Origin of the sequence: Flavobacterium chryseum (genome assembly GCF_004362015.1) — a bacterium.
Classification (GTDB): Bacteria; Bacteroidota; Bacteroidia; order Flavobacteriales; family Flavobacteriaceae; genus Flavobacterium.
Genome location: NZ_SNWW01000004.1, coordinates 312136 through 338602, shown reverse-complemented (window position 1 = coordinate 338602; position 26467 = coordinate 312136). Strand labels below are relative to the sequence as shown.

Below are 26467 nucleotides of genomic sequence, written 5' to 3'. Positions count from 1 at the left end.
TTTTTAGACCGGGTATGAAAAAATCAGCTAGATCTGCAAGAAAAAAAAGCGCAAAAGAATAAACCTTTGCGCCTTTGTGACTTTGTAGCTATGAACCTATCTTAAAACTGGAAATAAATAAACGGCTGTGAACCTGCCACTGCAGTAGCGTAAACGATCCAGTAAACAAAACCGAGAATTATTGCTTTACCTATTAATGGTGTTTTATCAAAAACGAATTTCATTTTGCCGGTAATAACTTCTGGCAAGAAATGCCAAACGTAACCAAACAGCATTAATAAAAATACATTTTTGTATCCTAAAACAATAACTTTCCATTGTTCCGGTTCGAATGTTAACTGACCAATATTGTTGATTACCTGCAAGGCTGTTTCGAAATCTCTGGCGCGGAAAAAGATCCAGCAGAAAACCACGAAATGAAATGTTATTAGGATTGAAAAGAATTTCCATAAGAAATTAGAACCTTCTTTTTTGGAAGGAAAAAGTTCCATGAACATTTTATGAACTGCCAAAGCTAATCCGTGTAGTGCTCCCCAGATTATAAACTGCGCTCCTGCGCCATGCCATAATCCTCCCAAAAGCATTGTGGTAAACAAATTGAAATTGGTTACAAGCGTTTGATTTTTTTTGTTTGAAAGTAAGAATGTCAAACAGAAAACCGCGATTGCGCCAATTGCGATTCCTAATGGAATAAAACTAACATTTACATTTGAAATTCCCCAAAGCAATAATCCGAAGAAGAATAAACTTGGGAATAAAAATCCGGCGAATGTTCCTTCTCTGTTTCCTCCAATAGAAATATATAAAAAGTCTTTTAACCAGGTTGATAATGAAATATGCCATCTTCTCCAGAAATCTGTAATGGAAACCGATTTGTAGGGTGTTCTAAAGTTGGCCGGTAATTTGAATCCTAACAACAAAGCGATTCCGATTGCCATATCTGAATATCCTGAAAAATCGCAATAAATCTGGATGGCATATCCGTACGATGCCATTAAATTTTCGAATGCTGTATAATTCATCGGCGTATCAAAAACGCGGTCTACAAAGTTTATCGAGATATAATTTGAGATTACGGTTTTCTTAATTAATCCGCCAATAATTAGAAACAAGGCATTGTTTACATCTTGTTTGGTCAGGTTTAATTTTTGGTAAATCTGTGGCAGGAAATCTTTTGCACGCACGATTGGTCCGGCCACTAATTGCGGAAAAAACGAAACGAAAAATAAATATTCGATATAGTTTTTTGTTGGTTTAATTTCTTCACGGTAAATCTCGATGATATAACTCATCGACTGAAAGGTATAAAACGAAATTCCGACAGGAAGAAAAATATTATGAAGCTGGAAATTTCCATTGAACATATCATTGTAGGTTACAATCATAAAGTTCATGTATTTAAAATAGCCTAGTAATCCTAAGTTGAGGATGACACTTATAACTAAATATATTTTCTTGGCATTGACTCTCGTTTCTCTATAGATAATCTGGCTCAAACCATAATCTACTACGGAAGAGAGTAATAAAAGCAGAAAGTATATTCCGCTTGACTTATAGTAAAAGAAAAGCGAAAACAGAATTACGTATGTTAATCGTAAATAAAATGTTTTACGCAAAAAGGCGTATACAAAATAGAAAACGAGAAACAATCCAAGAAATAATCCTGTATTGAATAATAATTTTTCGTCGGGATTATAAATGAACCAACTTTTGACTTGCTCTGATGTAATGGTACCAAAATTTTGAACAAACCAGTCATTTATGCTATTATTTGTTATCAACTTATTTCTTTAATTTAAAATTATCGTATGCTTTTAAAAATGCTTCGGCAAACAAATTACCTTGTTTTTCATATCCTTTTTTAGAATAATGAACCCAATCCGGACCTATTAATCCTGCAGATTTTAGATTTCGAATTCCTTCCATTCCTCCAAATTCATCGTATAAATCCCAAACTGCAAAACCATCGGTTTGTGCAATTTCGATAATGCTTTTTGCATAATCTCGAACATAAACGTTAGGTCTTCTTCCTTTAAGCAATGAAGGAGGCGGAGTCATGACAATTATAGAAACATTGCTGTTTTGATCTTTTATATTTTTTATAAATTCACGTAATTCCCTTATGTAGGCAGAAGCTTCCATATGATCATAACTTTCATTTGTTCCTAATGAAAAAATCAATACATCAGGATGCAAGGGTTTTAATTGCTCAAAAAATAACGGATATTTATTATAATCTGAGAACTTAGCGCCATTTACTCCAATACTGCTATAAATTAGCCCTGAATTGTCTTTTTCTAAAACAAGACCATTAAGTTCGTATTTTGATGCGCTTTTATTCGGAACCAAATAAATTTTATCTAATGCTTTTTCTGTTTTGTAATAATGTGAAAACGCATCAGATTCAAGGTTTAAAGGAACAAATTCTGAACTTTTAATGATTTTTGGTTTCGTTTCGTTTGTTAAGATTTTTAATGTTCTTCCGGCACGAATATTATTGGATTTCAGGTTGTTTTCTCTTTTTATTTCGGCAACTGAAATGTTGTATTTATCAGCAATTACTGAGATTGCTTCTCCTTTTTTAATTTTATGTTTTATTGTTTTTCGTTCTGTTCCCTGCATAATATTCGTTTGAGATGATATTGCCAAATCAAACATATTCTGATTTTGAGGTGTAATAATATGAATTGAATTGAATTTATAAGCAGGATCTTTTACATTCAACTGTACTGCAAAACCACCGCTGTCTCTCCAAAGTGCAATTCCGCTTACACCAATCGGAACACTTTTAAAAGGATTAATGTTGCGATAACTTTCCCATGTTCTGTTTGAAGAAAATCGTTCGTTATAAGAACCGTTTGTTTTAGCTAATTGATACGGAAAAACAAGTCCGCGTCCTGCGTTGCCGAATTGCTGCTGCAATATTTTACGAATTTTATTGGTCATTAAATCTCCCTGAATGTGAGAATCCCCAATATGAACAATGTTTATTTTCTGATTATTTTGACTTTCGTTTTCTTTTAATTTCTTAAAAACACTTTCTAAAACTTTATCATTATAAATGTGATTGCCAGTATAAACTTCAACCGCTGTACTGTCGATTTTACTACTCATATTTTTAGTTATTGGATGTGAGACTGGCTTTGGTGTTTTATCATTTGTTGAGAAGAAAAGACAACAAAAGAAAATAATAAGTTTATTCATTTATACTATCTTTTTTAACAGCAACAGAATCTGCTTTTGCTTTTCTGACTGTTCTGGGTTTGTCTGCAACAACATCTCGTTTTTCACGCAGCGCCTTATATTGTTCGTATCCTTTATTTAATTGCTCATATAATAAATTACCTATAGCCTTTGCTCCACGCTGATTAAAATGTGTGTAATCTTTATTGGCTTTTGCCGGCGTTTCATCAGCCCATTTTACCATAGATCCGTCTCCGCCCATTAAAGTATATAGATTCACAAATCCGGATTCTGTTTCTAAAGCATATCTTTTTTGGGCTTTCATTAAAGGCACTACTGCTGAATCTGTTTTCATTTCCAGATCATATTTGGTCGATTTATCAGCGGTTGAAACAATCAAAATAGAAACTCCGGGAAAAGATTCTCTGATTTTATTCACTACTTTTTTCATCCCTTTTTCGTACCAGTAATAATTCTTGGTTCCGTAATTTAAAACATTGGTTCCGTAGTGCAAAATAATCAAATCGTATTTCAATGTGTTGTTGAAGGACTGCATTACTGCGGAATCAAAAATAGAAATCGGCAAACCTGAATTTCCTCTTTGCGAAAAATTATCTACGTGAACTCCTGTTCCGTTATCAAAATTAAATCCATAAATTGGGATAGAATCGGCTTGTACAAAATTGGCTTTAAATGACTTGATACTTCCAGAAGCCACTTTCATGGTATTCACTAAATTATTCGGATTAAGCGTTTTTCGAATTGTATCTTTCCCAATAATAAAATTGACATTTCCTTTTCTGTGCGATTTTCCATAAAACAAGGTTGGATTATCCAGAGAAGTCGAGAATTTACTAAGTCCGGCTTCGTATTGAACCCAAGTTTGATTTTTAGTATCATTTGCATAAAAAACATGGCCGTTTACACCAAACGGATTTGTTGGTCTTTTTACGTTTAGATACGATTGTGTTTTCCAGTTTTTAGAATACGAAGATTTTACGGAACCTCTTGATGCAGCAGATTCTGAAGTTATCGGAACAAATCCAACTCCATTTCCTCCAAAACGCTGTTGATAATTTGCTCTTACATCCTGAACAATCAAATCGCCATCGGTCATAGAATCACCGTAATAGGCAATTCTCACTTTGGCTTGCGGATTATGTTCTAATTGATATAATTTTTCATAAAACGAAATCAGGTATTGATATCCTTTGTAGTTATCAAAAGTTTCTGATGGAAATTCGATTCCTTCAGAAGCATCAAAATTAATTTTTTGCTGCGCTTCCTGTCTTTCAATTTCGGCAATACTATCACTTTTAGGTGAGAGGGAATCATTTGCTACTGATTCCAGAAGCAAACTATCAATAAGTACATTTTTAGAATCGATTTTACTATCCGAAAAGATTTTATCCGGTAAGACTTGTTTAAATCCTATAAAAGCTATGAATGCTAATGCTACAATAGCAAAAGACTGAAAAAAATATGATTTTGTATTCACTTAATTATAATAAATTTAAAGAATAGGATTACAAAAATTTTATAATAATTTCTGCTAATTCCTTATAAAAAACACGTGCAAAGATAACATTAAACATTAATTTTAGTTCTTTTTAACGATTAAAAATAAAACAAAAAAAGAGGTCAGATAAATCTAACCTCTTTCAAAAAAAATAAAAAAAACAAAGCTAATGATTGACTAGATTTTAAATCAATATTGATTGTATTATTGAACTATGATTTTACCTGTTCTAAATTCTTTATTCCCTGAAAGAATTTTATAAAAATAAATTCCTTTTTGATAACTCGCAGGAATATTCCAATTTATAACTTGATTTGGTGTTACTGTTCCTTTATAAACTGATTTCTCATTTCCTAATTTTTCTGAATACAAAATGATTTCAATTTGTTTATCAGTTGAAAAATTAGTTGAGAAGTTTATAGATCCAGATGTTGGGTTTGGATAAACTGTCACTAGTTCTTCCACAGACAAATCGCTCTGAATAGCAGCATCATTAAGTGCAATCTTATTACTACTTAAAGGTAAAATTTTCAATATATTACTCGACGCAGGTCGATTTCTAGATTTCACAATTCTTGTAACAGTCATACCATAATAGACATTTATTGGTAGATTAGAATTATATACCCATGAAGGAAGTTGTAGATTCTGCCCAACCTCTCCTGGAAATTCAAATGTTCCTATATCTTCACTCGTGTATACCCAAGAATATTCATATATCCCATTTCCTCCTGTTGGTACACTACCTGAAATTGTCGATCCATTTAAAGTAATTGTATTATTTTCAGTAGCTGGAAAAGGTACCAGTTTCAATGTATTACTCGAAACAGATCGATTTCCAGATTTTACAACTCTGATAACAGTCACACCCTGATAGACATTTATTGGTAGATTAGGATTATATATCCACGAAGGAAGTTCTAAATTTTGCCCAACTTCCGGAAATTCAAATGTTCCTATTTCTTCACTCGTATATAACCACGAATATTCATAAGTTCCATTTCCTCCTGTTGGTAAACTACCCGAAATAGTAGATCCATTTAAAGTAATTGCATTATTTTGTACAGTTGGCGTGGGTTCTAATTTCAATAAATTACTTGATAAAGTTTGCGACCCAGATTTTACAAATCTGATAACGTATAGGCCAGTAGTAGCTTTTAGATTTTCGTTTGCTGGACTATATAGCCAAGAAGGAAATTCTAAATTTTGTCCCGTAGCATCTGGAAATACAATATCCTCAAGCCCCCCTCTTAATACCCAAGAATATTGATAACTATTTATTCTACCTCCAGAAGGATTACTACCTATGATTCCTGAACCAGAAGTATTGAAGTTAATTGAGTTATTTATAATTGGAGAAGGAATTATTGTAAAAGTAATTTCATTACTATAAGATGTAATTGTGCTTTTTGTAACACCTCTTCGATATGTACATATACCTGTATAAAATAGCCCATTATAAGTTGAAAAAACTTCATTTGGGATAGTAACCCAATTTCCATTCTCTTTTTTTATTTGCCAAGAATATGAATAACCAGGCATAGAACTACCCCAAATAGAAACAACTTCTTGACTTTCATCTATTGTTAATTTGTCTCCAGCATCAATTACATTGGTGGTTGGATTAGTTGGAGTTGTAGTTGACCCTGCCTTATAATTCACAGTAATCTTAATCATTTGAGATTCAGCTTGTGTACAGCTTCCATTTGTAGAAAACTTATAAACAATTTGAGTATCTATCGTTACTGTTTTTTTAAACTTATATCTAATAGTAGTATTTTGCCTTGGTATTAATATATTTCCATTTGTGTAGCTTGTTGATAAAATACCATCATTATTACCACATGATTGTAAAGCATCAAGAAAAACTTGTGTACTACTGTTTCCGTAGCAATTAACTAATATATCAACAGTTCCTTCTACACCTGAATTAACATTAATTGTATTAGTTAAAGAACTGTATGTTACAGTATTTTGAGCAAAACCAATCTCTACAAAAAAAAGTAAAGACATTAATAATAGTAATTTTAATTTCATAATGACTTATTATTTATTGAGATTAAATTATTTGTTGTTCTTAATTATTATATCAAATAATTAAAATTAAATTTTGTTTTTTAGTAATAGATATTTTATACTCATTCAACTTAAAAATAAATGCATGACAATAAATCAGCAAGAGAAAAAAGTAAATTTATTCATATTAAAACAAAGAAAAAGATTAAAAAATTACCTCGAATAAAAAATTACCGAGGTTATTAAAATTATTTTAATTTAAAATAGCATACTCTAAAGTAACGTTTCCTCTTTCTCCTGCTTCATTCAGCATAGTAAGTAATTTTACTTTGTAGTAGTTTCCTTCTGCATCTTTAACCACATAAAAACGATCTGTTCTAATACTTGGTAAAGTAGTATCACTACCACCATTTCTCCAGCTAGCTCCAATTATTCTTTGATCATTAACAGAAGCTTTAAAACTATCTTCAACAACTTTTGCTTTTGTAAAATCTGCGTAAGCTATAGTAGAAACTAAAACTTGATAAACCTGCGCTCCTCCCTTAGCATTTGTTGTAATAAAATCTGAATAACCATATGTAACTTCGCCATTACCCATGTTTAGATAATTTGTAAACACTGTAAAGTTTAAATCCCATTTTGCTTTTTCAGGCTCTACAGAAACTGTATTTCCAGAAGCTAGACTAAAAAATGAAAAATTGAAAGCAGTGTCTTTAGAAATTGTTTTCTCTGTAAAAGTAGCAGAAGTTAAATCAGCATATTGAATTTTATATCCAGTACCGCTTCTTAAAATTCTAACTTTTTTCCATCCTCTAGATTCTCCATCAACTATAACTGAACCTTTTTTAGGAACTTCTGTTCCAACTAAAGCTCCCATATTAACGAGATAAACCTTGTTTTCTGCATCTGTAGCTGAAATCTCTGCAATAGCAGTTCCAATTCCCGATCCTGCACCAGCCAAAACGCCTGTAGGATTATCAACATACCCATTTGAGGCTAATGTTGTTCCAGCTCCAACTGTTACATTAGCATCAATTTCCTGAGGCAAAGTAATATCAGATGTTTCCAATTTTTTAACCGCCATTTTAACTGATCCGTTTATTACAACTCTAAAATCAGTCCCAGAAGAGAAACCAAAGTCCCAAGCTACTCTGTTTACCGATTTAGATTCTTGTGTACTTAAGTCTAAATAAACCTGATTTGGTTCATTTGGTCCACCAACAGAAGGCTGCAAAGTGGCTCCAATCGAAGGTCCTTCTGGAGTAACAGTATTATCGTCATCACTTGAACAAGATCCAAGTGTCAATAAAGCAAAGGATAAAAATAAAAACGTTTTTTTCATGATATTTATTAATTATATTAAAGATTAAGGTTATATGCTAATTTTAAGAAATAAGAACGTCCGTAAGCGAGCATTACTTCTCCAGGTGCTGCATGTCCGGCAGCTTGGTTTGTACCAGTTTGTGTTACATTTGTTATGTCAAAAATATTTCTCGCTCCAACCGTTACTTCCAACTGGTTTTTGAAGAAATTTTTTCGAATAGAAACATCCAGCCAATTACCAGGATCAACTTTAGACAAGATATATGACGATGATCCTTCAATATATTGTTGCGTCTTTCCATTATATTTATAATAACCTGAAAAAGTTGTATTCCATTTCGGAATCATATAAGAAAAACTAGCATTTAAATTGAAAGAATAAAGAAACTTATCATCTGATACAAATACCTGATTCTCTATTTTTTGAGACACACCTATCACTGCAGCTCCAATATTTAAAGTAAAATTATCTTTCTTGAATTGGTTCATAGTAGAAAAATTCCATACTCTGTACTTACTAATATTGATGTATTGATATTCCGGATTACCTGTGTCTGGATTAAATCTTATTAATGCCATATCAATTCGGTCGTCAACATTTAAGTAACTCCCAGACAGTGTGTTTGACATTTGTAATCCTGAAGAAAATGTAGTTGTTTTTTTAAGACTACTTTCGTAAGAAGCACTAGTTTCAGGAATAAGGTTTTCATTTCCAACGAAAAAGTGGCCATCAAAAATTTGTTTGGAATATAATTCCTCAAAATTTGGTGTACGGAAACCATTACCATAAGAACCTCGCAACTCGACTCCTTTATCAAACAAATATCTTAAACCTATAGAAGATGCAAATTGATTATTAAACCTTGATTGGGCAGAAAATCTTAATCCTGGACGAATAGAAAATCTTTCGGTTGCCATAATTTCTGAGGAAGCAAAAAAGTCATAATTCTCAAGCGTTTTACCTATAGGAGTTAACTTATTACTTGCTTCCTGAACAAGTGAAAATCCTTTGTTGTTTACAAATTCATATCCTAATTGTAAGTCAACCGTTTTGTCTGAAAAGAAGTTATTTAAAGTTCCTGTAGAATAAAGAACTTCCATAGATTGATCTTTTACTGTAGCATTATTCTCCTCTTTTTTTGAAGCTAAATAATATTTAAAATCTTCTACATCACGTTGTTGTTTTTGATGTGATAGAGAAACATTATAATTCAATTGAGAAAACAATTTGCCGGTAGCATTTAAATTATGAAAGTATCTATTAGTTAAATATCTTTTATCATCTGCATATCGATATGCTCCAAGAATAGGATTAAAACCCGATTGTACTGTACTATTATAATAGTCTACATTTTCATCTAAGTATTCGAATTTGTAAAAAAAACGGAAATTATCTTTATGATAAGCTATTAATGCCGTACCGTTTAATTGATCTTTAGGCAACCATCTGTAACCACGAGTACCGTCATTTTCGCTGTAATCTATTCCATTTTTATCATTTAGATAACCTTGAAAATCATTACGATTTGCTCCCAATGAAACAAACCAGTTTTTATTGAATGTATGAGAAACTTTCAAAGACTGAATGTGACGTCCTTCTTTAAAAAGAGAATATTCATCGCCAATAGTTTCTTCCTGAACAGAAGCTGTAATGGCCCATTTATATTTTGAAGATTTTTTGGTAATGATATTTAAAACTCCGCTAACAGCATTGGCACCATAAGTAACTCCCATAGACCCTTCTACAATTTCAATATGATCAACATCATTAAGGTTGATTTGAGATAAATCTGTATTATTACCCAACCCTACTTCATTAACCAGTGGTACATTGTCAACTAAAATTTTAAAGTACTGTGCATCTAAGCCAAATAACGAAACAGTCGAACGTCCACTTGTACTGCTTGGTCTCACTGTAATATTTAAATACTGATTTAAAACATCTGCTAAATTATTTGCTGCCAAATTTTGAATATCCTGACTTGATATTACCCGCACATTAAAAACTGATTTTTTAATTGATTGTGGTTCAAACTGACCTGTAACAACTACTTCTGAAAGCTTATTTACAGCCGTAGTATCTTTTTCCTGCGAAAAAGAAACCTGGCATATTAAAACGGCAATAAATAGGGTAATTTTTATTTTCATTATTTTTATTCATTCTTAATAACTGATGCAAATATATAACTATTTTTATTTGTTCTAAATAAAATTTATATATTTGCCAAAAAATTATTTAAACATAATAAGTTATGATTTCAAAAAGTTTCTATTTTTCAGCCGTTATGGCTTTGACATGCAGTCTTGGCTTTAGTCAGGATAAAAAGCAACAAGACATCAAATCAATTAAGTCGATGTGCGGTTGTTATGAAGTGAAATTTAATTTTACTGAAACCTTTCAGTATCCTAAAGATTCTCTTACGTACAAACCTTCAGAAACAAAACATGAATCTGCTTTGGAATGGGTAGAATTATTAGAAGACACGCCAAATAAAATCGTTATGCAGCATTTATTGATTGTAAGTGCTGATATGATCATAAAACACTGGAGACAAGATTGGCTTTATGAAAACACTGACTTATATTCTTTCGATAAAAACAATTCCTGGAAATATAAAAAATTAGACAAGAAAGCGGTTAAAGGACAATGGACTCAAAAGGTATTTCAGGTAGACGATAGTCCTAGATATGAGGGATCTTCAACCTGGGTGCATGTTGACGGAGAAAATTACTGGTCGAATGTTACAGATGCTCCTCTGCCAAGAAGAGAGCAGACAAAACGTAATGACTATAATGTTCTAAAAAGAAGAAACATTCACGAAATTACTGCTACTGGTTGGAATCATGAGCAAGACAATGCTAAACTTATTAGAGATGACAGCGGAAAAGATGTTTTGCTAGCAGAAGAAAAAGGAATGGATATTTATACTAAAGTTCCGGATATTAAATGTATTGCCGGTCAAAAATGGTGGAAAGAAAACAATGCGCTTTGGAAAAATGTCCGTGACAAATGGCAAACCCTTTTTGACAGACACCAAGACTTAAACTTAGAAGCTAAAGTTGATAGAAAAGCGTTGTATTCTCTTTTGTTTGATTTAAAACCAAACGCTACAAAAGCAGAATCAGATGCAATTATCGACAAGTTCGTAAAATAAAAATGTTTGTGTTAGTTGTAAAAAAGCCAATAGTTTTAGGACTATCGGCTTTTTAATATGCAATTTTAAAATTCTTACATTCTTTCCGGAACTTCAATTCCTAATAAAGTGAAAGCAGATTTTATAACTTCGGCTACTTTTTGAGAAAGCTGAACTCTGAATATTTTTTTTGTCAAATCTACTTCGCCTAAAATATGTACAGATTGATAAAACGAATTGTATTCTTTTACCAAATCGTAAGTATAATTTGCAATTAAAGCAGGACTATGATTTTGAGCAGCATTTTGAATTACTTCCGGAAACAGTTCGATTTGTTTTACCAACTCTTTTTCTTTTTCGTGAAGTTCTTCGGTATTTGTTTTTGCAGAAAAATCAAAATCGGATTTACGAATAATGGATTGAATTCTTGCGTAAGTATACTGAATAAATGGACCTGTATTTCCGGCAAAATCAACTGATTCTTCAGGATTAAACAAAATACGTTTTTTAGGATCAACTTTTAAAATGTAATATTTAAGGGCACCAAGACCAATTGTTTTGTACAATTTTGCTTTCTCTTCAGCAGAATAACTATCTAACTTTCCTAAATCTTCTGAAATTTGTTTGGCTGTATCCGTCATATTTTGCATCAAATCATCAGCATCTACAACAGTTCCTTCACGGCTTTTCATTTTTCCTGATGGTAAATCAACCATTCCGTATGATAAATGATACAGACTTGAAGCCCAGTCAAAACCTAATTTTTTTAGAATTAGAAATAGTACTTTAAAGTGGTAATCTTGTTCATTTCCAACAGTGTAAACCATTCCGCCCACATCCGGCATATCTTTTACACGCTGAATTGCAGTTCCAATATCTTGTGTCATATAAACCGCAGTTCCGTCTGAACGCAATACAATTTTACGATCAAGACCTTCATCAGTCAAATCTATCCAAACTGAACCATCAGGATCTTTTTCAAAAACACCTTTATCCAAACCTACCTGAACCACATCTTTTCCTAATAAATAGGTATTGCTTTCGTAATAATATTTATCAAAATTAACACCCAAATTAGTATATGTCGTCGCAAAACCTTCGTACACCCATTCGTTCATTTTTTTCCAAAGTGATATTACCTGCTCATCGCCAGCTTCCCATTTCTTAAGCATTTCTTGCGCCTCTATAATAATTGGAGCTTGTTTTTTAGCTTCTTCTTCGGTTTTACCGGTTTCAATTAATTGATTAATTTCTGCTTTGTAAGCTTTGTCAAACTCAACATAATATTTACCAACGAGTTTATCGCCTTTTAGATTTGAAGTTTGAGGCGTTTCACCATTTCCGAATTTTTCCCAGGCCAACATCGATTTGCAGATATGAATTCCACGATCGTTTATGATTTGAGTTTTGTATACTTTTTTACCAGAAGCTTTTATAATTTCAGCCACAGAATATCCCAACAAATTGTTACGAACATGACCTAAGTGCAAAGGTTTATTTGTATTTGGAGAAGAATATTCGACCATAATAGCTTTGTCGTCCGGATTCGGTGTTATGTATCCAAATTTAGTATTGTCTTTTATTTCATTAAAGAAATTCAAATAATAACTATCTGCAATTACAATATTTAAGAAACCTGAAACTACATTAAAACGTGCTACTTCACTAACATTGTCAACCAAATAATTTCCAATTTTATTTCCTAATTCGACAGGATTGCTTTTAATCACTTTCAATAAAGGAAAGATTACCATCGTAATATCGCCTTCAAACTCTTTTCTGGTAGTTTGAAATTCGATTTTATCAACAGTAACATCAAATAATGCTTGTATTGCTTTTTGTACAGAAGGCGTTAAAATTTGTGATAATGACATGTAAACTTATTTTTAAAGTGAGCAAAGATACTGCTTATTCATCAATTAGAGAAAACGAAAAAGATATAAAATAACAGAAATTGATACGAATTTTTCAAAAAGTAATCTGTTTCAATTGTTAAAATTATCAAAAAATTAAAACCTTAAACTCTTATAAAACAGAACCCCTAGAAAAAATTTAATTTTTAATTATGAATTTGTTGTAACAATTCTACAGCAAAACAGTCTTACTAGCAACTTTAAATTTATTTATAGAAAAATAATTACCCATTTAATCATCATCATCAATCAAATTAAAATAATCAATTAGTACCATATGAAATTAAAATTCTTTCTGTTCGTATTACTGGGTGTAATTACAACAGCACAGACACAAAATTCAGGAACAGTTTCCGGAAAAATTATCGAAAAAACCACCAATGCACCCATTTCTTATGCTACAGTTTCAATTAAAGATAACGGAAAAGTAGTATCTGGAGTAAACACAGATGACAACGGAGATTTTACAATTAAAAACCTGGCTTTAAAAAGCTATACTATCGAAATTCAATACATCGGATTCAGAAAATATATTGGAACTGTTATTTTAAGCGACAATAAAAAAACTGCAACGGTTAATATTTCTCTTGAAGAAGAAGCAACACAGCTTAAAGGAGTAAATATTGTTAGCGAACGCTCGACAATTGAACAAAAAATTGACCGAAAAGTAATTACTGTCGGAAAAGATTTAACTACAGCCGGAGCTTCTGCATCTGATATTATGAATAATATTCCGTCTGTGAATGTTGATCAGGATGGGAAACTTTCGCTTCGCGGAAATGACAATGTTCGTGTACTGATTGACGGACGTCCTTCTAATATTGATCCAGCTCAGTTATTAAAACAAATTCCGTCAACTTCTATCAAAAAAATTGAGTTGATTACCAATCCTAGTGCGAAATACAATCCGGAAGGAATGTCTGGAATCATTAATATTGTTTTGCATAAAAATGCCAATACTGGTTTTAACGGAAGTTACAGCGGTGGAATCACTTTTGGAGAAACGGCAAAATACAATCAGTCTTTAGATTTAAACTACAAAACCGGAAAAGTAAATTTCTTTGGAAATGTAGGTCAAAATTTTGGAACTTATTTTAATGATGGTTTCATAAACAGATTAGATCAAGATATTACTCAGACGTTGGACATTAAAAATGATAATGATTCTTACCTGTACAAAATCGGTATGGATTATTTAATTGATGATCATAACACTTTGTCTATCTACACAAACCAAAACAAATCAACTGGAAAAGGCTTTGTAAACACAGATATTGATTATAATAATGGAGATCCTGATATTTTAAACATTTACCAAAAATCAAGATACTGGGGACCTGAAACAACTGGTACTTACAATCTGGCTTATAAACACATCTTTAAAAAAGAAGGTCATACTTTAGATTTTGAAGGAAATTATAGCGATAGTAAAGAAACGCAAAATGCGGAATTTGACACTAAAACTACAGCTCCTGACAATACAGCACAAAATTTAATTTACAATGATTTAATTAAAGGAGATAGAAAACTAAGCACATTTAATGTGGATTATGTGAACCCTCTAAATGAAAAATCTACTCTTGAGGCTGGTGCTGAAGCAAGAATCACAAGAACTGACAGTGATTACGCAAGAACAAACCTGACTGTTCCAGCTCAAAATCAAATTTCAAACTATACTTACGATACAGATATTTACTCTGCTTATGTAACTTTTGGTCAGAAATACAAAAAATTCAGATACCAAGTGGGGGCACGTTTTGAAAGCTACAAAGTGGCAGCTAATTTAAATTACGGTGCGGAAAAATTTGATGACGATTATATTACCTTATACCCATCTGCTTATTTTACTTACAATCTAAATGAGAAAAACACTTTCCAATTTAGCTATAGCCGTCGTGTTGACCGCCCAAGTTTAGAACAGACAAAACCTATTCGTGAGTTTTCTACACCGTTAGTAACTTCGTTAGGAAATCCAGAGTTAAGACCTCAGTTTACAAATTCTGTAGAAGTAAATTATACTAAAACTTTTGAAAAAGGAAGTTTTACTACCGGAGTTTATGTAAGAAGTATCAATGACCAAATCAGCAGAATCTTATATCCTGATGAAACTGATACAGATGGCAATAAACAAATTATGTCTTTTACAAACTACGATCACAACACTGCATACGGGGTTGAAGCTTCTTTTAATTATAAAATTACAAAATGGTGGGATATTTCTCCATCTATTGATTTCTCTAGCATTAATCAGCAAGGAATTGTTTTTCTGTATGATAGACCAACAAAAACAAGTAACCCTGTTGAAAGAAAAATTACAGTTGCAGCTTTTAATGGCCGAATGAACTCAAACTTCAAAGTAAATAAACGTTTAAGCTTTTTATTATTTGGATTTTACAGAGGCGCTACAGATGGTTTGCAAAATAATAGCCATGAAATGTACAAAATGGACATAGGTTCACGTTATACATTGTTAGACAGCAAGATGAACATCAGTTTACGTTTCAATGACGTGTTCAACACTATGAAATATGCTTTTGATACTATGTATCCTTATCCTCAGGCAGGACAATTTAGCTGGGAAAGTCAAACCGTTTATTTAGGTTTAACGTACAACTTTGGGGGTGCAAAAATCAAGAACCTTCAACGTAAACAAAGAGAAGACAACACTACTAAAGATGGCGGCGGAATGTTTTAAAACTGCTTCTTAATTAGATAATTTGAATAATTTTTGAATAATTTTCTTGTAGAAAAAAAGGCCTGGAGTATGCCAACTCCAGGCCTTTTTATTTTATGTTTTATAAAAAATTTCGTAATTCCTTTATTTCTTCAGGGTTTGCCGTTTCTGTTTTATCTGTAATGGCTGATGAATGATAAAAAGTAGGTTCTAATTTATCCTGTATTAATTTTATATTCGAAGATCGCAAACCTCCGCCAGGCATAATTTCTATTCGGTCTTTTGCCCATTTCTGGATTTTTTCTAAATCGAAAATTCCTTCTTCAACAGTTGCTCCTTTCCCGGAAGTCAGAATGGTCTTAAAACCACAATCAATTACATCTTCAAGAGATTGTTTCATATCTGTAACAACATCAAAAGCACGATGAAAAGTACATGAAAGCGGACTTGCCAGATTGACTAATTCCCGATTTTGTTTTTTATTGACAGTTCCGTCAGGATTTAAAATTCCAAAAACAAAACCATCGATACCCAACTTTTTAAATTGCTTGATATCTTGTTTCATTTCAACAACTTCCTCATCGGTATAAACAAAATCTCCGCCACGAGGCCGGATAATAACATGCATTTTAATGGCTAATTTTTCACGAACTTTCACAGCCAAAATAGTATTAGGCGTTGTTCCTCCCAATTGCATATTTTCGCACAATTCGATTCTGTCAACTCCACTTTCCTGAGCAATTAATGCCGATTCGTAATTGAAGCACGCTATTTCTAGTTGATTTTTTTTCATTTTGATTTAGGGATAATTTCATCGTTTGTCATTGCGAGGAACGAAACAAACTCAACAAGTTTGTCTTTTGAATAGGCAAATTTACCGATTGCAAGTGTGGTTGCTTCGTTCCTCGCAATGACAAAATTATGTAACAAAACACGAATTTATAAAAAAACCTGCTCATAAAAATGAGCAGGTTTTAAAATATAATGTAAAACGGTTTAAATTACCATTTAATAATAGCACTTGCCCAAGTAAATCCGCTACCGAAAGCAGCTAAAACAACTGTATCTCCTGATTTGATTTTTCCTTGTTCCCAAGCTTCTGTCAAAGCAATTGGAATAGAGGCTGCTGTTGTATTTCCGTATTTCTCGATATTATTGTGAACCTGATCATCCGTTAATTTGAATTTGTTTTGAATGAATTGTGAAATTCTCAAATTCGCCTGATGTGGAATCAACATATCAATATCTGAAACTTGCAAACCGTTTGCTTCTAATCCTTCATTGATTACCTCAGCAAAACGAACTACTGCGTTTTTAAACACAAATTGTCCATTCATATAAGGATAATAACTTTCATCATTCGGATCATTATCAGCTAAAATGTCAGTTACCCAACGTGCACCCATTCCTGGTGCCTGCAAAGCTAATTCCTCAGCATGTTGTCCTTCAGAATGTAAATGAGTTGATAAAATTCCTTTTGATAAATCTTCTTCACGGCTTAAAACCGCAGCTCCCGCTCCATCTCCAAAAATTACCGAAACGCCACGACCGCGAGTCGTCATATCTAATCCTGTCGAATGTACTTCAGAGCCAATTACCAAAATATTTTTATACATTCCGGTTTTAATGTATTGATCTGCAACAGAAATGGCATAAACAAATCCTGAACATTGGTTTCTAACGTCTAATGCACCTACTGTGCGTAAACCTAAATCACGTTGTACTAAAACTCCTGGTCCTGGAAAATAGTAATCAGGACTTAATGTAGCAAAAACTACAAAATCAATATCTTCTTTGGCAACGCCAGAACGCTCTATTGCAATTTTAGCCGCTTTAACTCCCATTGAAGTTGTGGTATCTTCTCCACGAATAATATGTCGACGCTCCTGAATACCTGTTCGCTCCTGAATCCATTCATCATTGGTATCAATAAGTTTAGACAAATCATCGTTTGTCACAACATTAGAAGGAACATAATATCCTAAGCCCGCTATTTTTGAATGATACATATATTCTTTTTGTTATTTGTTAAAAAAATTGGATTGCAAATTTAGGTATACTTTAAAACATTAGCGTACAAATTACTGTTTTTTTCGTAATTAGCAATTTAATATCTTTTAATTATATATTCGTTAGTATCTTTTTATTGATAGAAAAACAGTTTTTACCTCAAAAACATACATAAAAATTAAAAAGCCATAAACTCATTTTACAGTTTATGGCTTTTTATCTTATAAATAATTTAAACTCAGAAAAACATTTTCTTCAAGAGGTAAATCAATTTCACTTTCAAAAAATATTAACTGACGTTTATAAACTGATTCTATTAAATAATGATTTCCCCTAAAATAAGTCCGCCTGATTTTTACCGGCAAGTTAGATTCTGCAACCATTTTAAACTGATGCGGATATACTAATGTTTTATGCGTTTCATCTTCGTAAGGAACGAGCAAATGTGTTGCAACTTCATTCACTTCTCCAAATAATGAAGCTACATATTTAGTTTCCGGATCTTCGTAAATTTTTGTTGGATCACCTTTTACAATAACTTCTCCGTTACGCATTACAATTACTTCATCTGCAAACGACAAAGCATCTGTACTATCATGTGTTGCGATAATACAAGTAATTCCTTTCTGCTTTAAATATCTAAATAAATTACGGCGCAATGCGTTTTTACGAAAGGCATCAATTTGGCTAAAGGGTTCATCAAGTAAAATTACTTCGGGTTCTAATGCCAGAACGCGAACCAAAGCTACACGCTGCATTTGTCCTCCGCTTAAATATTTAGTTTTTACGTTAGAGAATTGCTCCATTTCTACCATTTCCAGTAATTCCTGAACGCGCAGTTTTTTCATGTTGGCAAAACCGTTTGAAAGAAACTTTCCCACGTTTTCTGCAACAGTTTCAAATAGAGACAAATCAAAATCCTGAGCCAAATATTTCATATAAGGCATTCCGGGAATCAAATTATATTTAGGACCTAAAATTGGTTTTTCATTATACGAAATCTGACCTTCATTTAGATCATATAAACCATACATAAGTTTAAGCAAAGTGCTTTTTCCGCAACCGCTCTCTCCTATAATGGCAATATTTTCTCCTTTATTTATAGTAAAAGATACGTTTTTAATAACGGGATTTTCTGTGTACGAAAATGAAATATTTTTAATATCGAGCATGGGGTGTATTTGAAAGTCCAAATTTACAATGTTTAATTTCTAAAGTCAAAAAAAAAGCTGCTTCAATTAAGAAACAGCTTTTAATAAATTTTATTGCTACTGAAATTATTTTCCTGCTTCAGCTTTTGCGTCATTTACCATTTTGTCGTTTGCAGTAATTGAGAATTCTACACGACGGTTTTGAGCTCTTCCTTCCGGAGTATCATTTGTTGCAATTGGATCAACGATTCCTAAACCTGAAGTTTTGAAACGGCTTGATTTTAATCCTTTTGAAGCTAAATAAGCTTGTACAGATGCTGCTCTTTGTCCTGAAAGTGTCAGGTTGTATTCTGGTTTTCCTGTATTATCAGTATAACCAAAAATTTGAATATCAGTATCTCCGTATTCATTAAATACAGGAACCAATTTATCTAAATTTGCTTTCGCCTGAGATGTCAAAGTAGATTTGTTAGTATCAAAACGAACTGCATTTTCATTTAAAGTTAAGTGAATTCCTTCACCTACTCTTTCAACTGATGCACCTGGCAAAGCCTGATCGATTTCACGAGCTTGTTTGTCCATTTTGTTTCCAATAAGTGCACCAGTTCCACCACCTACGGCAGCACCAATTGCAGCACCTAAAGCAGCGTTACCGCCTTTTCCTAAATTATTTCCTAAAATACCTCCAATAAGACCTCCGGCTACTACACCGATTCCTGCTCCTTTTTGTGTATTATTTGCATTTTTTACTGAATCACAACTTGCAAAAAAACTAACTAATACAAGTAAACTGCTCAATCCTAAAACTGTTATCTTTTTCATTTTTATTCTTTTTTATTATTTAATTGGCTCTTTGAAATTGGTAAGTAACATCCTTAGATTGTCCTCCAACATTAATATTGTCGATTAACTGAAATGAGTTATCAGATAAACCGGCTACTTTTAATAAGTATCCTTCCTTAACATTTTTTGATTTTGTTCCAGGGTTAACAATTTTAAGTACAAAAAGTCCTTGATTATTGATACTCCACACAATTGGAGAAGTAAACGAGGTACAGCTAGCTGATGTTAAAGTCATCGTACCTTTATTATTGTTTGAAATGAAATTCCAAGTACTGCCGATAAAGCATTTTGAATCTGCAAGATCGAAAGAAGTTACTTTGATATAATCAGAACCTGCGTAAGTTACATTGGTTAAAATCCAATTCCCTTTAATAGCTACTTGAGAAGGTCTGTCAAGTTTAGTCGATAGTGGTGTCGCTTCTGTTGAAGCTGTTGACGAAGCTGATTTACACGCGAATAACATCGTGGCAATCATGCAAATGAAAATAATTTTCTTCATTTTGAACATTTTTTATTTAAGTTAATACTTACACGTTTAACAATTACTGTACCACAAAGATACAATTCATAGCACAAGTTATGTTCTAAAATCTAATTAATTTCTTTCAAAATTAACACTTGCGCCATTTTGTCATTATATTATAATTGGTATTCTATTTGAAGAAATGAAAACCATTACTTTAACTAAAAAATAAAAAAAATATGACAACAGGTAAAATTAATGTTTCAGTAGAAAACATCTTTCCTTTAATCAAAAAGTTCTTGTACAGCGATCACGAAATTTTCTTGCGTGAGCTGGTATCAAACGGAACCGATGCTACTTTAAAATTAAAACACCTTATTAGCATTGGCGAAGCTAAAGTCGAATACGGAAATCCGGTTATTGAAATCAAAGTTGATAAAGAAGGAAAAAAAATCCACATTATCGACCAGGGTTTAGGTATGACTGCTGATGAAGTAGAAAAATACATTAATCAGGTTGCTTTTTCCGGAGCTGAGGAATTTTTGGATAAATACAAAGATTCTGCTAAAGATTCTGGAATTATTGGCCACTTTGGTCTTGGTTTTTATTCTGCATTTATGGTTGCAGAAAAAGTAGAAATCATTACTAAATCATACAAAGATGAACCAGCTGCTCACTGGACATGTGACGGAAGTCCTGAATTTACTTTAGAGCCGGCTGACAAAACTTCACGTGGTACAGAAATCATTCTTCATGTTGCCGAAGATTCTCTTGAATTTTTAGAAGATTCTAAAATCAGCGGATTATTGAATAAGTATAACAAGTTTATGCCTATTCCAATTAAATTTGGAACAAGAACAGAAACACTTCCAAAACCGGAAGATGCTCCTGAAGATTATATCAACGAAACAGTTGAAACTGACAATATCATCAATAATCCAAATCCGGCGTGGACGAAACAGCCTACTGAATTATCTGATGAAGATTATAAAAACTTTTACAGAGAATTGTATCCAATGCAATTCGAAGAGCCTTTATTCAACATTCATTTAAATGTAGATTATCCGTTTAACTTAACTGGTATTTTGTATTTCCCTAAATTAGGATCAGATTTACAAATTCAGAAAGATAAAATTCAATTGTACCAAAACCAGGTTTACGTTACTGATAACGTAGAAGGAATTGTTCCTGAATTTTTGACAATGTTAAAAGGAGTTATCGATTCACCGGACATTCCATTAAACGTTTCTCGTTCTGGTTTACAGGCTGATGGTGCAGTTAAGAAAATTTCAAACTATATTACTCGTAAAGTAGCTGATAAATTAAAAGCATTATTCACCGAAAATCGTGCTGATTTTGAAGCTAAATGGAACGACATTAAAATCGTTTTAGAGTACGGAATGCTTTCTGAGGATAAATTCTACGAAAAAGCTGGCGCATTTGTTTTATATCCAACTGTAGATGATACTTACTTTACTCTTGAAGAATTAAAAGAGAAATTAAAAGAAAAACAAACGGATAAAGATGGAAAACTGGTTGTGCTTTATGCCGGAAATAAAGAAGCGCAACACTCTTATATTGAAACAGCAAAAGAAAAAGGATATGAAGTATTACTTTTAGACTCTCCGATTATCTCACACTTAATTCAAAAAATTGAAGGTGACAACAGCGGTTTAACTTTTGTTCGTGTAGATTCTGACCATATAGATAATTTAATCAAAAAAGATGAAAACACGATTTCTAAATTATCTGATGAAGAAAAAGAAACTTTAAAAACTTCTTTAGAAGCTTATATTCCTAAAGCATATAGCGTTCAATTGGAAGCTATGGATAGTCAAGCTGCTCCATTCATGATTACGCAACCGGAATTTATGCGTAGAATGAAAGAAATGAGTCAGTCTGGCGGTGGCGGAATGTTCGGAATGGGCAATATGCCGGAAATGTACAATTTAGTTGTAAATACAAATTCTGATTTGGCTACAAATATCCTGAATACTGAAGATAAATCACATCAGGAACATTTGGTTAAACAAGCTTTAGATTTAGCTAAATTATCTCAAAACCTTTTAAAAGGCGAAGCTTTAACCGCTTTTGTAAAAAGAAGTTTTGAAATGATCAAATAAGGATTTTAAAATCTTACTATAATTACTAAAACCTGCAAGTAACACTTGCAGGTTTTTTTTATATTTCATTGGAAAAGAAGTACTTACATTAAAAAAATGGGTATTTATCCCCTTTCCCAGCAAAAACCAATTCTATAATTTTATCACACCAAACACAACCTACTGATATTAAGTAAAATACAATAAAATTTAAATCATTACTTAATTTTAGAAATCATGGATAAAAAGAAATTTACAGAAAATGGTGAAGTCTTAACCATTCTGCGAGATTTAAGATCTCAAATTCCGGACAAAAAATTTTCAGACATTGTAGACTCCCACAATAATCAATATGTTGATTTAGTACAAGAAGGCGGTGGTGTATTAGGAATTGCTTTGGTTGGTTATGTATATGTTTTAGAAAAAATGGGCATTCGTTTTTTAAGTTTGGCAGGAACATCTGCCGGCAGTATCAATACCATGCTTATGGCCGCCGCAGGTACTTGTGACCTCGAAAAATCAGAATGGATTCTAGATTGCCTTTGCAACAAAAATTTATATGATTTTGTTGATGGAGATCAGGACGCACGAGAATTTATTGATGCTTTGTTAAGCGATTCGAGCAATCTTAAACTTGTTATGAAAGGATGTCAGGTTGTAGATAATTTTAAAGATGATCTCGGCTTAAATCCCGGCAATAATTTTCATATCTGGATCTCGAATCTTCTTTCGCAAAAAGGAATAAAAAATTATGCCGATTTAAAGGCACTAAGATCAAAAGGTGTCTCGGATGGAAATACATTATTTCAAATAAATAAGGTTAATCTTGGAGACAGAGAAGAATATAAAAGACCGGACCATTGGAGTAATATTGCAATTATAGCAGCTGATATTACGACCGAAAGTAAAATTGTTTTTCCAAAAATGATTGATCTATTTTACTCAAATCCGGATGTTCAGAATCCTGCCGATTTCGTGAGGGCATCTATGTCAATTCCATTATTTTTTACGCCGTTTAAAATTAAAAATATTCCCGTAGGCGTAGAAGCCTGGAATAAATGGAATGATGAAACGGGGTTAAGAACCTCGGTTCCTTCAGAAGTTGTATTTATGGATGGAGGAATAATTTCAAATTTTCCAATTGATATTTTTCATGAAAACCTAACCGTTCCTGTCTCACCAACATTTGGTATAAAACTGGGTTATGATAAAAATGAAACCAATAAAAATGAAAAAGTCTCAAATCTGATAAGCTCTATGTTTGATACGGCGAGATATGGCTATGATTCAGAATTTCTAAAAAAGAATCCGGATTTTAAAAACTTAATTGGATATATAGATACCGGAAGTCATAACTGGCTCAATTTTAATCTTACGGAAGATGCAAAAATAGACCTCTTTATTCGCGGGGCGCAAAAAGCTGCAGAGTTTCTAACGAAATTTGATTGGGAAAAATATAAAGATATCAGAAGAGCTAAAAGTAAATATTACCAAACAGTTTGAGTCAATTCGATTAAGACCTTCACTATAGAACAATAATTATAGTATATTTATCGTTAATAACATTTAAAGTCCTGTAAATCAATCCTACAGGATTTTTTTATGCAGATCCAATTTTTTTATTATTTTTGATTGCCTTTTAATTCTAACCTTAAACTCAAACTACGATGAAAAAAACCATTTTTTTACTTCTAACCATTTCCACAACAGCATTAGTTTATGTTTCATGTTCTTCTGGAAGTGATGAAATTGTTAATCAAACTGATACTACCGCTCTTGGAGCATCTGTAGCTATTGATGCTACAACTGAGATGGATATTAAAACAGGATTATATGTAACGGCTCCTAGTAATCCTACAACGAAAATAGCAGATGCAGGTCCTGAAAACTGTAGTACTATTATTGTTACTCAACCAAACGGAACAGAATATCCAAAAGTATTTAATGTAGATTTTGGTACTACAGGTTGTGTAAGCAACCAACTTACCCGAAAAGGAAAATTAAAAATTACGCTTTCCGGGCCAGTTATTACTACCGGAAGCAAAATGACGATTGAAAGAATTGACTATTCTATTAACGGAATAAAACTGGAAGGAACTATTGAATACACCAATACAACTACTGTTCCTACTACTCCGCAATGGACGAGAAAAGTAACTAACGGAAAATTCACAGATCTAAAAGGAAGAGTTTATCTAAACTCCGGAACGCTTACTGTAAAACAAACTGCAGGTGTTGATACTCCTTATGTATTAGATGATAATGTTTATGAAATGCCTGATGGAACTCATACTGTAACTACAGATAATGGCGGATCATTGACATTAACAGTAAAAGAAACATTGATTAAAAAATATTCTTGTGAATTTATTTCGAAAGGACAATTGAAAGTTGTAGGAGGTTTTTTAAACGGAGTTGTTGATTACGGAAACAATGCTTGCGACAGTAATTACACGTATACACACGAAAGTGGCGTAGGATATAATTTATCTATGTAACTAATTCATTTTTAAAAAATAAACAAATCCCAATTTAGAAATAGATTGGGATTTATTTTTCGTAAAAATTAAACAGCTACTTCTATACATTCAAACTATTTTCTTTATTTTGCAGCAAAATCTAAAAACCAATGAAAAAATCAATTATTGCCTTTGTTACACTTGTACTATTAGCATCTTGTAGCAAAAAAGAATCTACTGACGGTTTACACTTAACAGGAAATATAAAAGGATTAAAAAACGGAACTTTATATATTCAAAGAGTTGTTGACACTTCACTTATTGCCATCGATTCTATTAAAATAGACGGAAACTCAACTTTTGAAAGAGATATAAAATTAGAATCTCCTGAAATGCTTTATTTATTTCTTGATCGCGGGGTAACCAATTCATTAGATAATAATATTTTATTTTTTGCAGAACCTGGTAATATGAATATCGAAACCAGCTTAGACAATTTTATTTACGGTGCTAAAATTACAGGATCTAAAAATCAGGAATTATATGAAGAATATAAAAAGATAAATTCTCGTTTTACTGATGAAAATCTTTCTATGGTAGAATCAAAATTCAAGGCAATAAAAAGACAAGACCAAAGAGCAATTGACAGTATCGACTTAAAACAACAATCGAACATCAAAAGAAAATATTTATACGCTACAAACTTTGCCATTAATCATAAAGATCACGAAATAGCACCTTATATCGCTTTAGCCGAGATTTACGACATCAATGTTAAGTTTTTAGATACAATTCAAAAATCTATGACTCCAAAAGTAGCTCAATCACTTTACGGAAAAAAGCTAACTAAATTTGTTACCGAAGTAAAAAAGGAAGAGGGAAAATAATTTTTCAACCTAATTAAAATAAAAAAACGCCCTGAAAATTCAGGGCGTTTTTGTTTATAGAAAATTCTATTATTTAGATTCGCCTTTTTATCTCGCTGCTAAAGCGGCCAAACTTCCAAATACAATTAATAGAATATATAGAACTATTATAGAAGCCATTAAAACTCCAACAAATTTATAGTGTGATTTTAGATATCCTAAAGAATCTGTAAGAGCTTCCGAGTTATTATCTTTAAAAGCTTTTTTACCATTTACAGCAAATTTGAATAGATAATAAACAGGAAAGAAATATAGCGCTGCCATTAAAAAGTAAATAACACTCATAATGGTTCCAAAAGAACCGCCATAAATTCCCATTCCAGGTATTGTACTGCCTAATTGAGAAAAAATAACTCCTGCAAAAATTGCAAATGCCAAAATAAGCCCGATTCCTACAAATCCAACTATCCCTAAAAAGTAAGCCCATTTAATAGTTTCTCTTAAAAAGTCTTTTGCAGTTTGGTCGAGCTGCAACTCAAATTTTTCGAAAACTGAATTTTCTTCCATTTATATAATAATTTTTCTGGTTAAGAAACAAACATAAGGAAATTAATGTTACGAAGATTTAAAAGTTGCCAAGCTTAAAGTTGAAATCTAATCCTTAACATTCGAATTTAGGAAATTCTAAGTTTAAAACTATTTAGATTTAGATCCGAGCGATAGTGAATAGGGAAAGTAAATAAAAAAATGAAGTTATTCTTTTTGGAATAAAAAAAACCACCACTAAAAAGTGATGGTTTTATGTTGAGCC

At 32.2% G+C, this 26467-nt stretch carries 19 protein-coding genes; 6 read left to right on the top strand and 13 right to left on the bottom strand.

The window, feature by feature from the left end:
* Window positions 1-101: 101 nt before the first annotated feature.
* From EV143_RS10420 to EV143_RS10395, 6 genes are all read right to left on the bottom strand, one after another.
* Entirely contained in the window at window positions 102-1781 is a 1680-nt protein-coding gene (locus EV143_RS10420) for an MBOAT family O-acyltransferase (RefSeq protein ID WP_133507872.1), read from the bottom strand.
* A gap of 1 nt (window position 1782) precedes the next feature.
* Window positions 1783-3114, bottom strand: a complete 1332-nt coding sequence (locus tag EV143_RS10415; RefSeq protein WP_243739838.1) for a GDSL-type esterase/lipase family protein — start codon at window positions 3112-3114, stop codon at window positions 1783-1785.
* An 82-nt stretch (window positions 3115-3196) separates the two neighbouring features.
* Window positions 3197-4681 (bottom strand): SGNH/GDSL hydrolase family protein, encoded by a 1485-nt coding sequence (locus EV143_RS10410; RefSeq protein ID WP_133507870.1) that lies wholly within the window; start codon window positions 4679-4681, stop codon window positions 3197-3199.
* 225 nt (window positions 4682-4906) lie between these two features.
* Window positions 4907-6739 carry a T9SS type A sorting domain-containing protein gene (locus EV143_RS10405; protein ID WP_133507869.1) on the bottom strand — a complete coding sequence of 611 codons (1833 nt, stop codon included), beginning with the start codon at window positions 6737-6739 and terminating at the stop codon, window positions 4907-4909.
* Window positions 6740-6971: 232 nt separating this feature from the next.
* Window positions 6972-8060, bottom strand: a complete 1089-nt coding sequence (locus EV143_RS10400; RefSeq protein WP_133507868.1) for an HmuY family protein — start codon at window positions 8058-8060, stop codon at window positions 6972-6974.
* A 17-nt stretch (window positions 8061-8077) separates the two neighbouring features.
* Window positions 8078-10189, bottom strand: coding sequence for a TonB-dependent receptor plug domain-containing protein (locus tag EV143_RS10395; protein ID WP_133507867.1), 2112 nt, complete (start codon window positions 10187-10189; stop codon window positions 8078-8080).
* A 104-nt stretch (window positions 10190-10293) separates the two neighbouring features.
* Between EV143_RS10395 and EV143_RS10390 the strand changes: the two genes are divergently transcribed.
* On the top strand, window positions 10294-11196 hold the full coding sequence (locus EV143_RS10390) for a DUF6607 family protein (protein ID WP_133507866.1): 903 nt from the start codon (window positions 10294-10296) through the stop codon (window positions 11194-11196).
* A 74-nt stretch (window positions 11197-11270) separates the two neighbouring features.
* Here EV143_RS10390 and argS read toward each other — a convergent pair whose 3' ends face one another.
* Window positions 11271-13049: an arginine--tRNA ligase gene (gene argS, locus EV143_RS10385; RefSeq protein WP_133507865.1), complete on the bottom strand. Its 1779-nt coding sequence runs from the start codon at window positions 13047-13049 to the stop codon at window positions 11271-11273.
* A gap of 316 nt (window positions 13050-13365) precedes the next feature.
* Here argS and EV143_RS10380 point away from each other — a divergent pair, with 316 nt between their 5' ends.
* Complete coding sequence (locus EV143_RS10380) at window positions 13366-15783, top strand: TonB-dependent receptor domain-containing protein (protein WP_133507864.1); 2418 nt, start codon at window positions 13366-13368, stop codon at window positions 15781-15783.
* A gap of 100 nt (window positions 15784-15883) precedes the next feature.
* Here the strand turns inward: EV143_RS10380 and EV143_RS10375 are convergent, their stop codons facing one another.
* The 5 genes from EV143_RS10375 to EV143_RS10355 form a co-directional block, all read right to left on the bottom strand.
* Window positions 15884-16555, bottom strand: a complete 672-nt coding sequence (locus tag EV143_RS10375; protein ID WP_133507863.1) for a copper homeostasis protein CutC — start codon at window positions 16553-16555, stop codon at window positions 15884-15886.
* 208 nt (window positions 16556-16763) lie between these two features.
* On the bottom strand, window positions 16764-17771 hold the full coding sequence (locus tag EV143_RS10370; protein ID WP_133507862.1) for a 3-oxoacyl-ACP synthase III family protein: 1008 nt from the start codon (window positions 17769-17771) through the stop codon (window positions 16764-16766).
* Between the two features lie 222 nt (window positions 17772-17993).
* A complete protein-coding gene (locus EV143_RS10365) occupies window positions 17994-18944 on the bottom strand; it encodes an ABC transporter ATP-binding protein (RefSeq protein ID WP_133507861.1) in 951 nt (316 codons plus the stop codon).
* Between the two features lie 105 nt (window positions 18945-19049).
* Entirely contained in the window at window positions 19050-19745 is a 696-nt protein-coding gene (locus EV143_RS10360; protein WP_133507860.1) for an OmpA family protein, read from the bottom strand.
* A 19-nt stretch (window positions 19746-19764) separates the two neighbouring features.
* A complete protein-coding gene (locus EV143_RS10355) occupies window positions 19765-20265 on the bottom strand; it encodes a lipocalin family protein (RefSeq protein ID WP_166638136.1) in 501 nt (166 codons plus the stop codon).
* A gap of 203 nt (window positions 20266-20468) precedes the next feature.
* On the opposite strand from EV143_RS10355, the gene htpG reads away from it, so the two are divergent.
* The 4 genes from htpG (at window position 20469) to EV143_RS10335 (ending at window position 25677) form a co-directional block, all read left to right on the top strand.
* A complete protein-coding gene (gene htpG / locus EV143_RS10350; RefSeq protein WP_133507859.1) occupies window positions 20469-22352 on the top strand; it encodes a molecular chaperone HtpG in 1884 nt (627 codons plus the stop codon).
* A 216-nt stretch (window positions 22353-22568) separates the two neighbouring features.
* Window positions 22569-23834, top strand: a complete 1266-nt coding sequence (locus EV143_RS10345; protein ID WP_133507858.1) for a patatin-like phospholipase family protein — start codon at window positions 22569-22571, stop codon at window positions 23832-23834.
* A gap of 164 nt (window positions 23835-23998) precedes the next feature.
* On the top strand, window positions 23999-24829 hold the full coding sequence (locus EV143_RS10340; protein WP_133507857.1) for a hypothetical protein: 831 nt from the start codon (window positions 23999-24001) through the stop codon (window positions 24827-24829).
* A 131-nt stretch (window positions 24830-24960) separates the two neighbouring features.
* Window positions 24961-25677 carry a DUF4369 domain-containing protein gene (locus tag EV143_RS10335; protein ID WP_133507856.1) on the top strand — a complete coding sequence of 239 codons (717 nt, stop codon included), beginning with the start codon at window positions 24961-24963 and terminating at the stop codon, window positions 25675-25677.
* Window positions 25678-25764: 87 nt separating this feature from the next.
* Here the strand turns inward: EV143_RS10335 and EV143_RS10330 are convergent, their stop codons facing one another.
* Complete coding sequence (locus EV143_RS10330; protein WP_133507855.1) at window positions 25765-26223, bottom strand: hypothetical protein; 459 nt, start codon at window positions 26221-26223, stop codon at window positions 25765-25767.
* Window positions 26224-26467 lie beyond the last annotated feature (244 nt).

Excerpts from the sequence above, each read along its gene's own strand:
- EV143_RS10370 (WP_133507862.1), bottom strand. The coding sequence starts at position 17,771 with ATGTATCATTCAAAAATAGCGGGCTTAGGATATTATGTTCCTTCTAAT.
- htpG (WP_133507859.1), top strand. The coding sequence starts at position 20,469 with ATGACAACAGGTAAAATTAATGTTTCAGTAGAAAACATCTTTCCTTTA.
- EV143_RS10390 (WP_133507866.1), top strand. The coding sequence starts at position 10,294 with ATGATTTCAAAAAGTTTCTATTTTTCAGCCGTTATGGCTTTGACATGC.
- EV143_RS10405 (WP_133507869.1), bottom strand. The coding sequence starts at position 6,739 with ATGAAATTAAAATTACTATTATTAATGTCTTTACTTTTTTTTGTAGAG.
- EV143_RS10395 (WP_133507867.1), bottom strand. The coding sequence starts at position 10,189 with ATGAAAATAAAAATTACCCTATTTATTGCCGTTTTAATATGCCAGGTT.
- EV143_RS10360 (WP_133507860.1), bottom strand. The coding sequence starts at position 19,745 with ATGAAAAAGATAACAGTTTTAGGATTGAGCAGTTTACTTGTATTAGTT.
- EV143_RS10330 (WP_133507855.1), bottom strand. The coding sequence starts at position 26,223 with ATGGAAGAAAATTCAGTTTTCGAAAAATTTGAGTTGCAGCTCGACCAA.
- EV143_RS10400 (WP_133507868.1), bottom strand. The coding sequence starts at position 8,060 with ATGAAAAAAACGTTTTTATTTTTATCCTTTGCTTTATTGACACTTGGA.
- EV143_RS10365 (WP_133507861.1), bottom strand. The coding sequence starts at position 18,944 with ATGCTCGATATTAAAAATATTTCATTTTCGTACACAGAAAATCCCGTT.
- EV143_RS10335 (WP_133507856.1), top strand. The coding sequence starts at position 24,961 with ATGAAAAAATCAATTATTGCCTTTGTTACACTTGTACTATTAGCATCT.
- EV143_RS10340 (WP_133507857.1), top strand. The coding sequence starts at position 23,999 with ATGAAAAAAACCATTTTTTTACTTCTAACCATTTCCACAACAGCATTA.
- EV143_RS10345 (WP_133507858.1), top strand. The coding sequence starts at position 22,569 with ATGGATAAAAAGAAATTTACAGAAAATGGTGAAGTCTTAACCATTCTG.
- EV143_RS10415 (WP_243739838.1), bottom strand. The coding sequence starts at position 3,114 with ATGAGTAGTAAAATCGACAGTACAGCGGTTGAAGTTTATACTGGCAAT.
- argS (WP_133507865.1), bottom strand. The coding sequence starts at position 13,049 with ATGTCATTATCACAAATTTTAACGCCTTCTGTACAAAAAGCAATACAA.
- EV143_RS10375 (WP_133507863.1), bottom strand. The coding sequence starts at position 16,555 with ATGAAAAAAAATCAACTAGAAATAGCGTGCTTCAATTACGAATCGGCA.
- EV143_RS10355 (WP_166638136.1), bottom strand. The coding sequence starts at position 20,265 with ATGAAGAAAATTATTTTCATTTGCATGATTGCCACGATGTTATTCGCG.
- EV143_RS10380 (WP_133507864.1), top strand. The coding sequence starts at position 13,366 with ATGAAATTAAAATTCTTTCTGTTCGTATTACTGGGTGTAATTACAACA.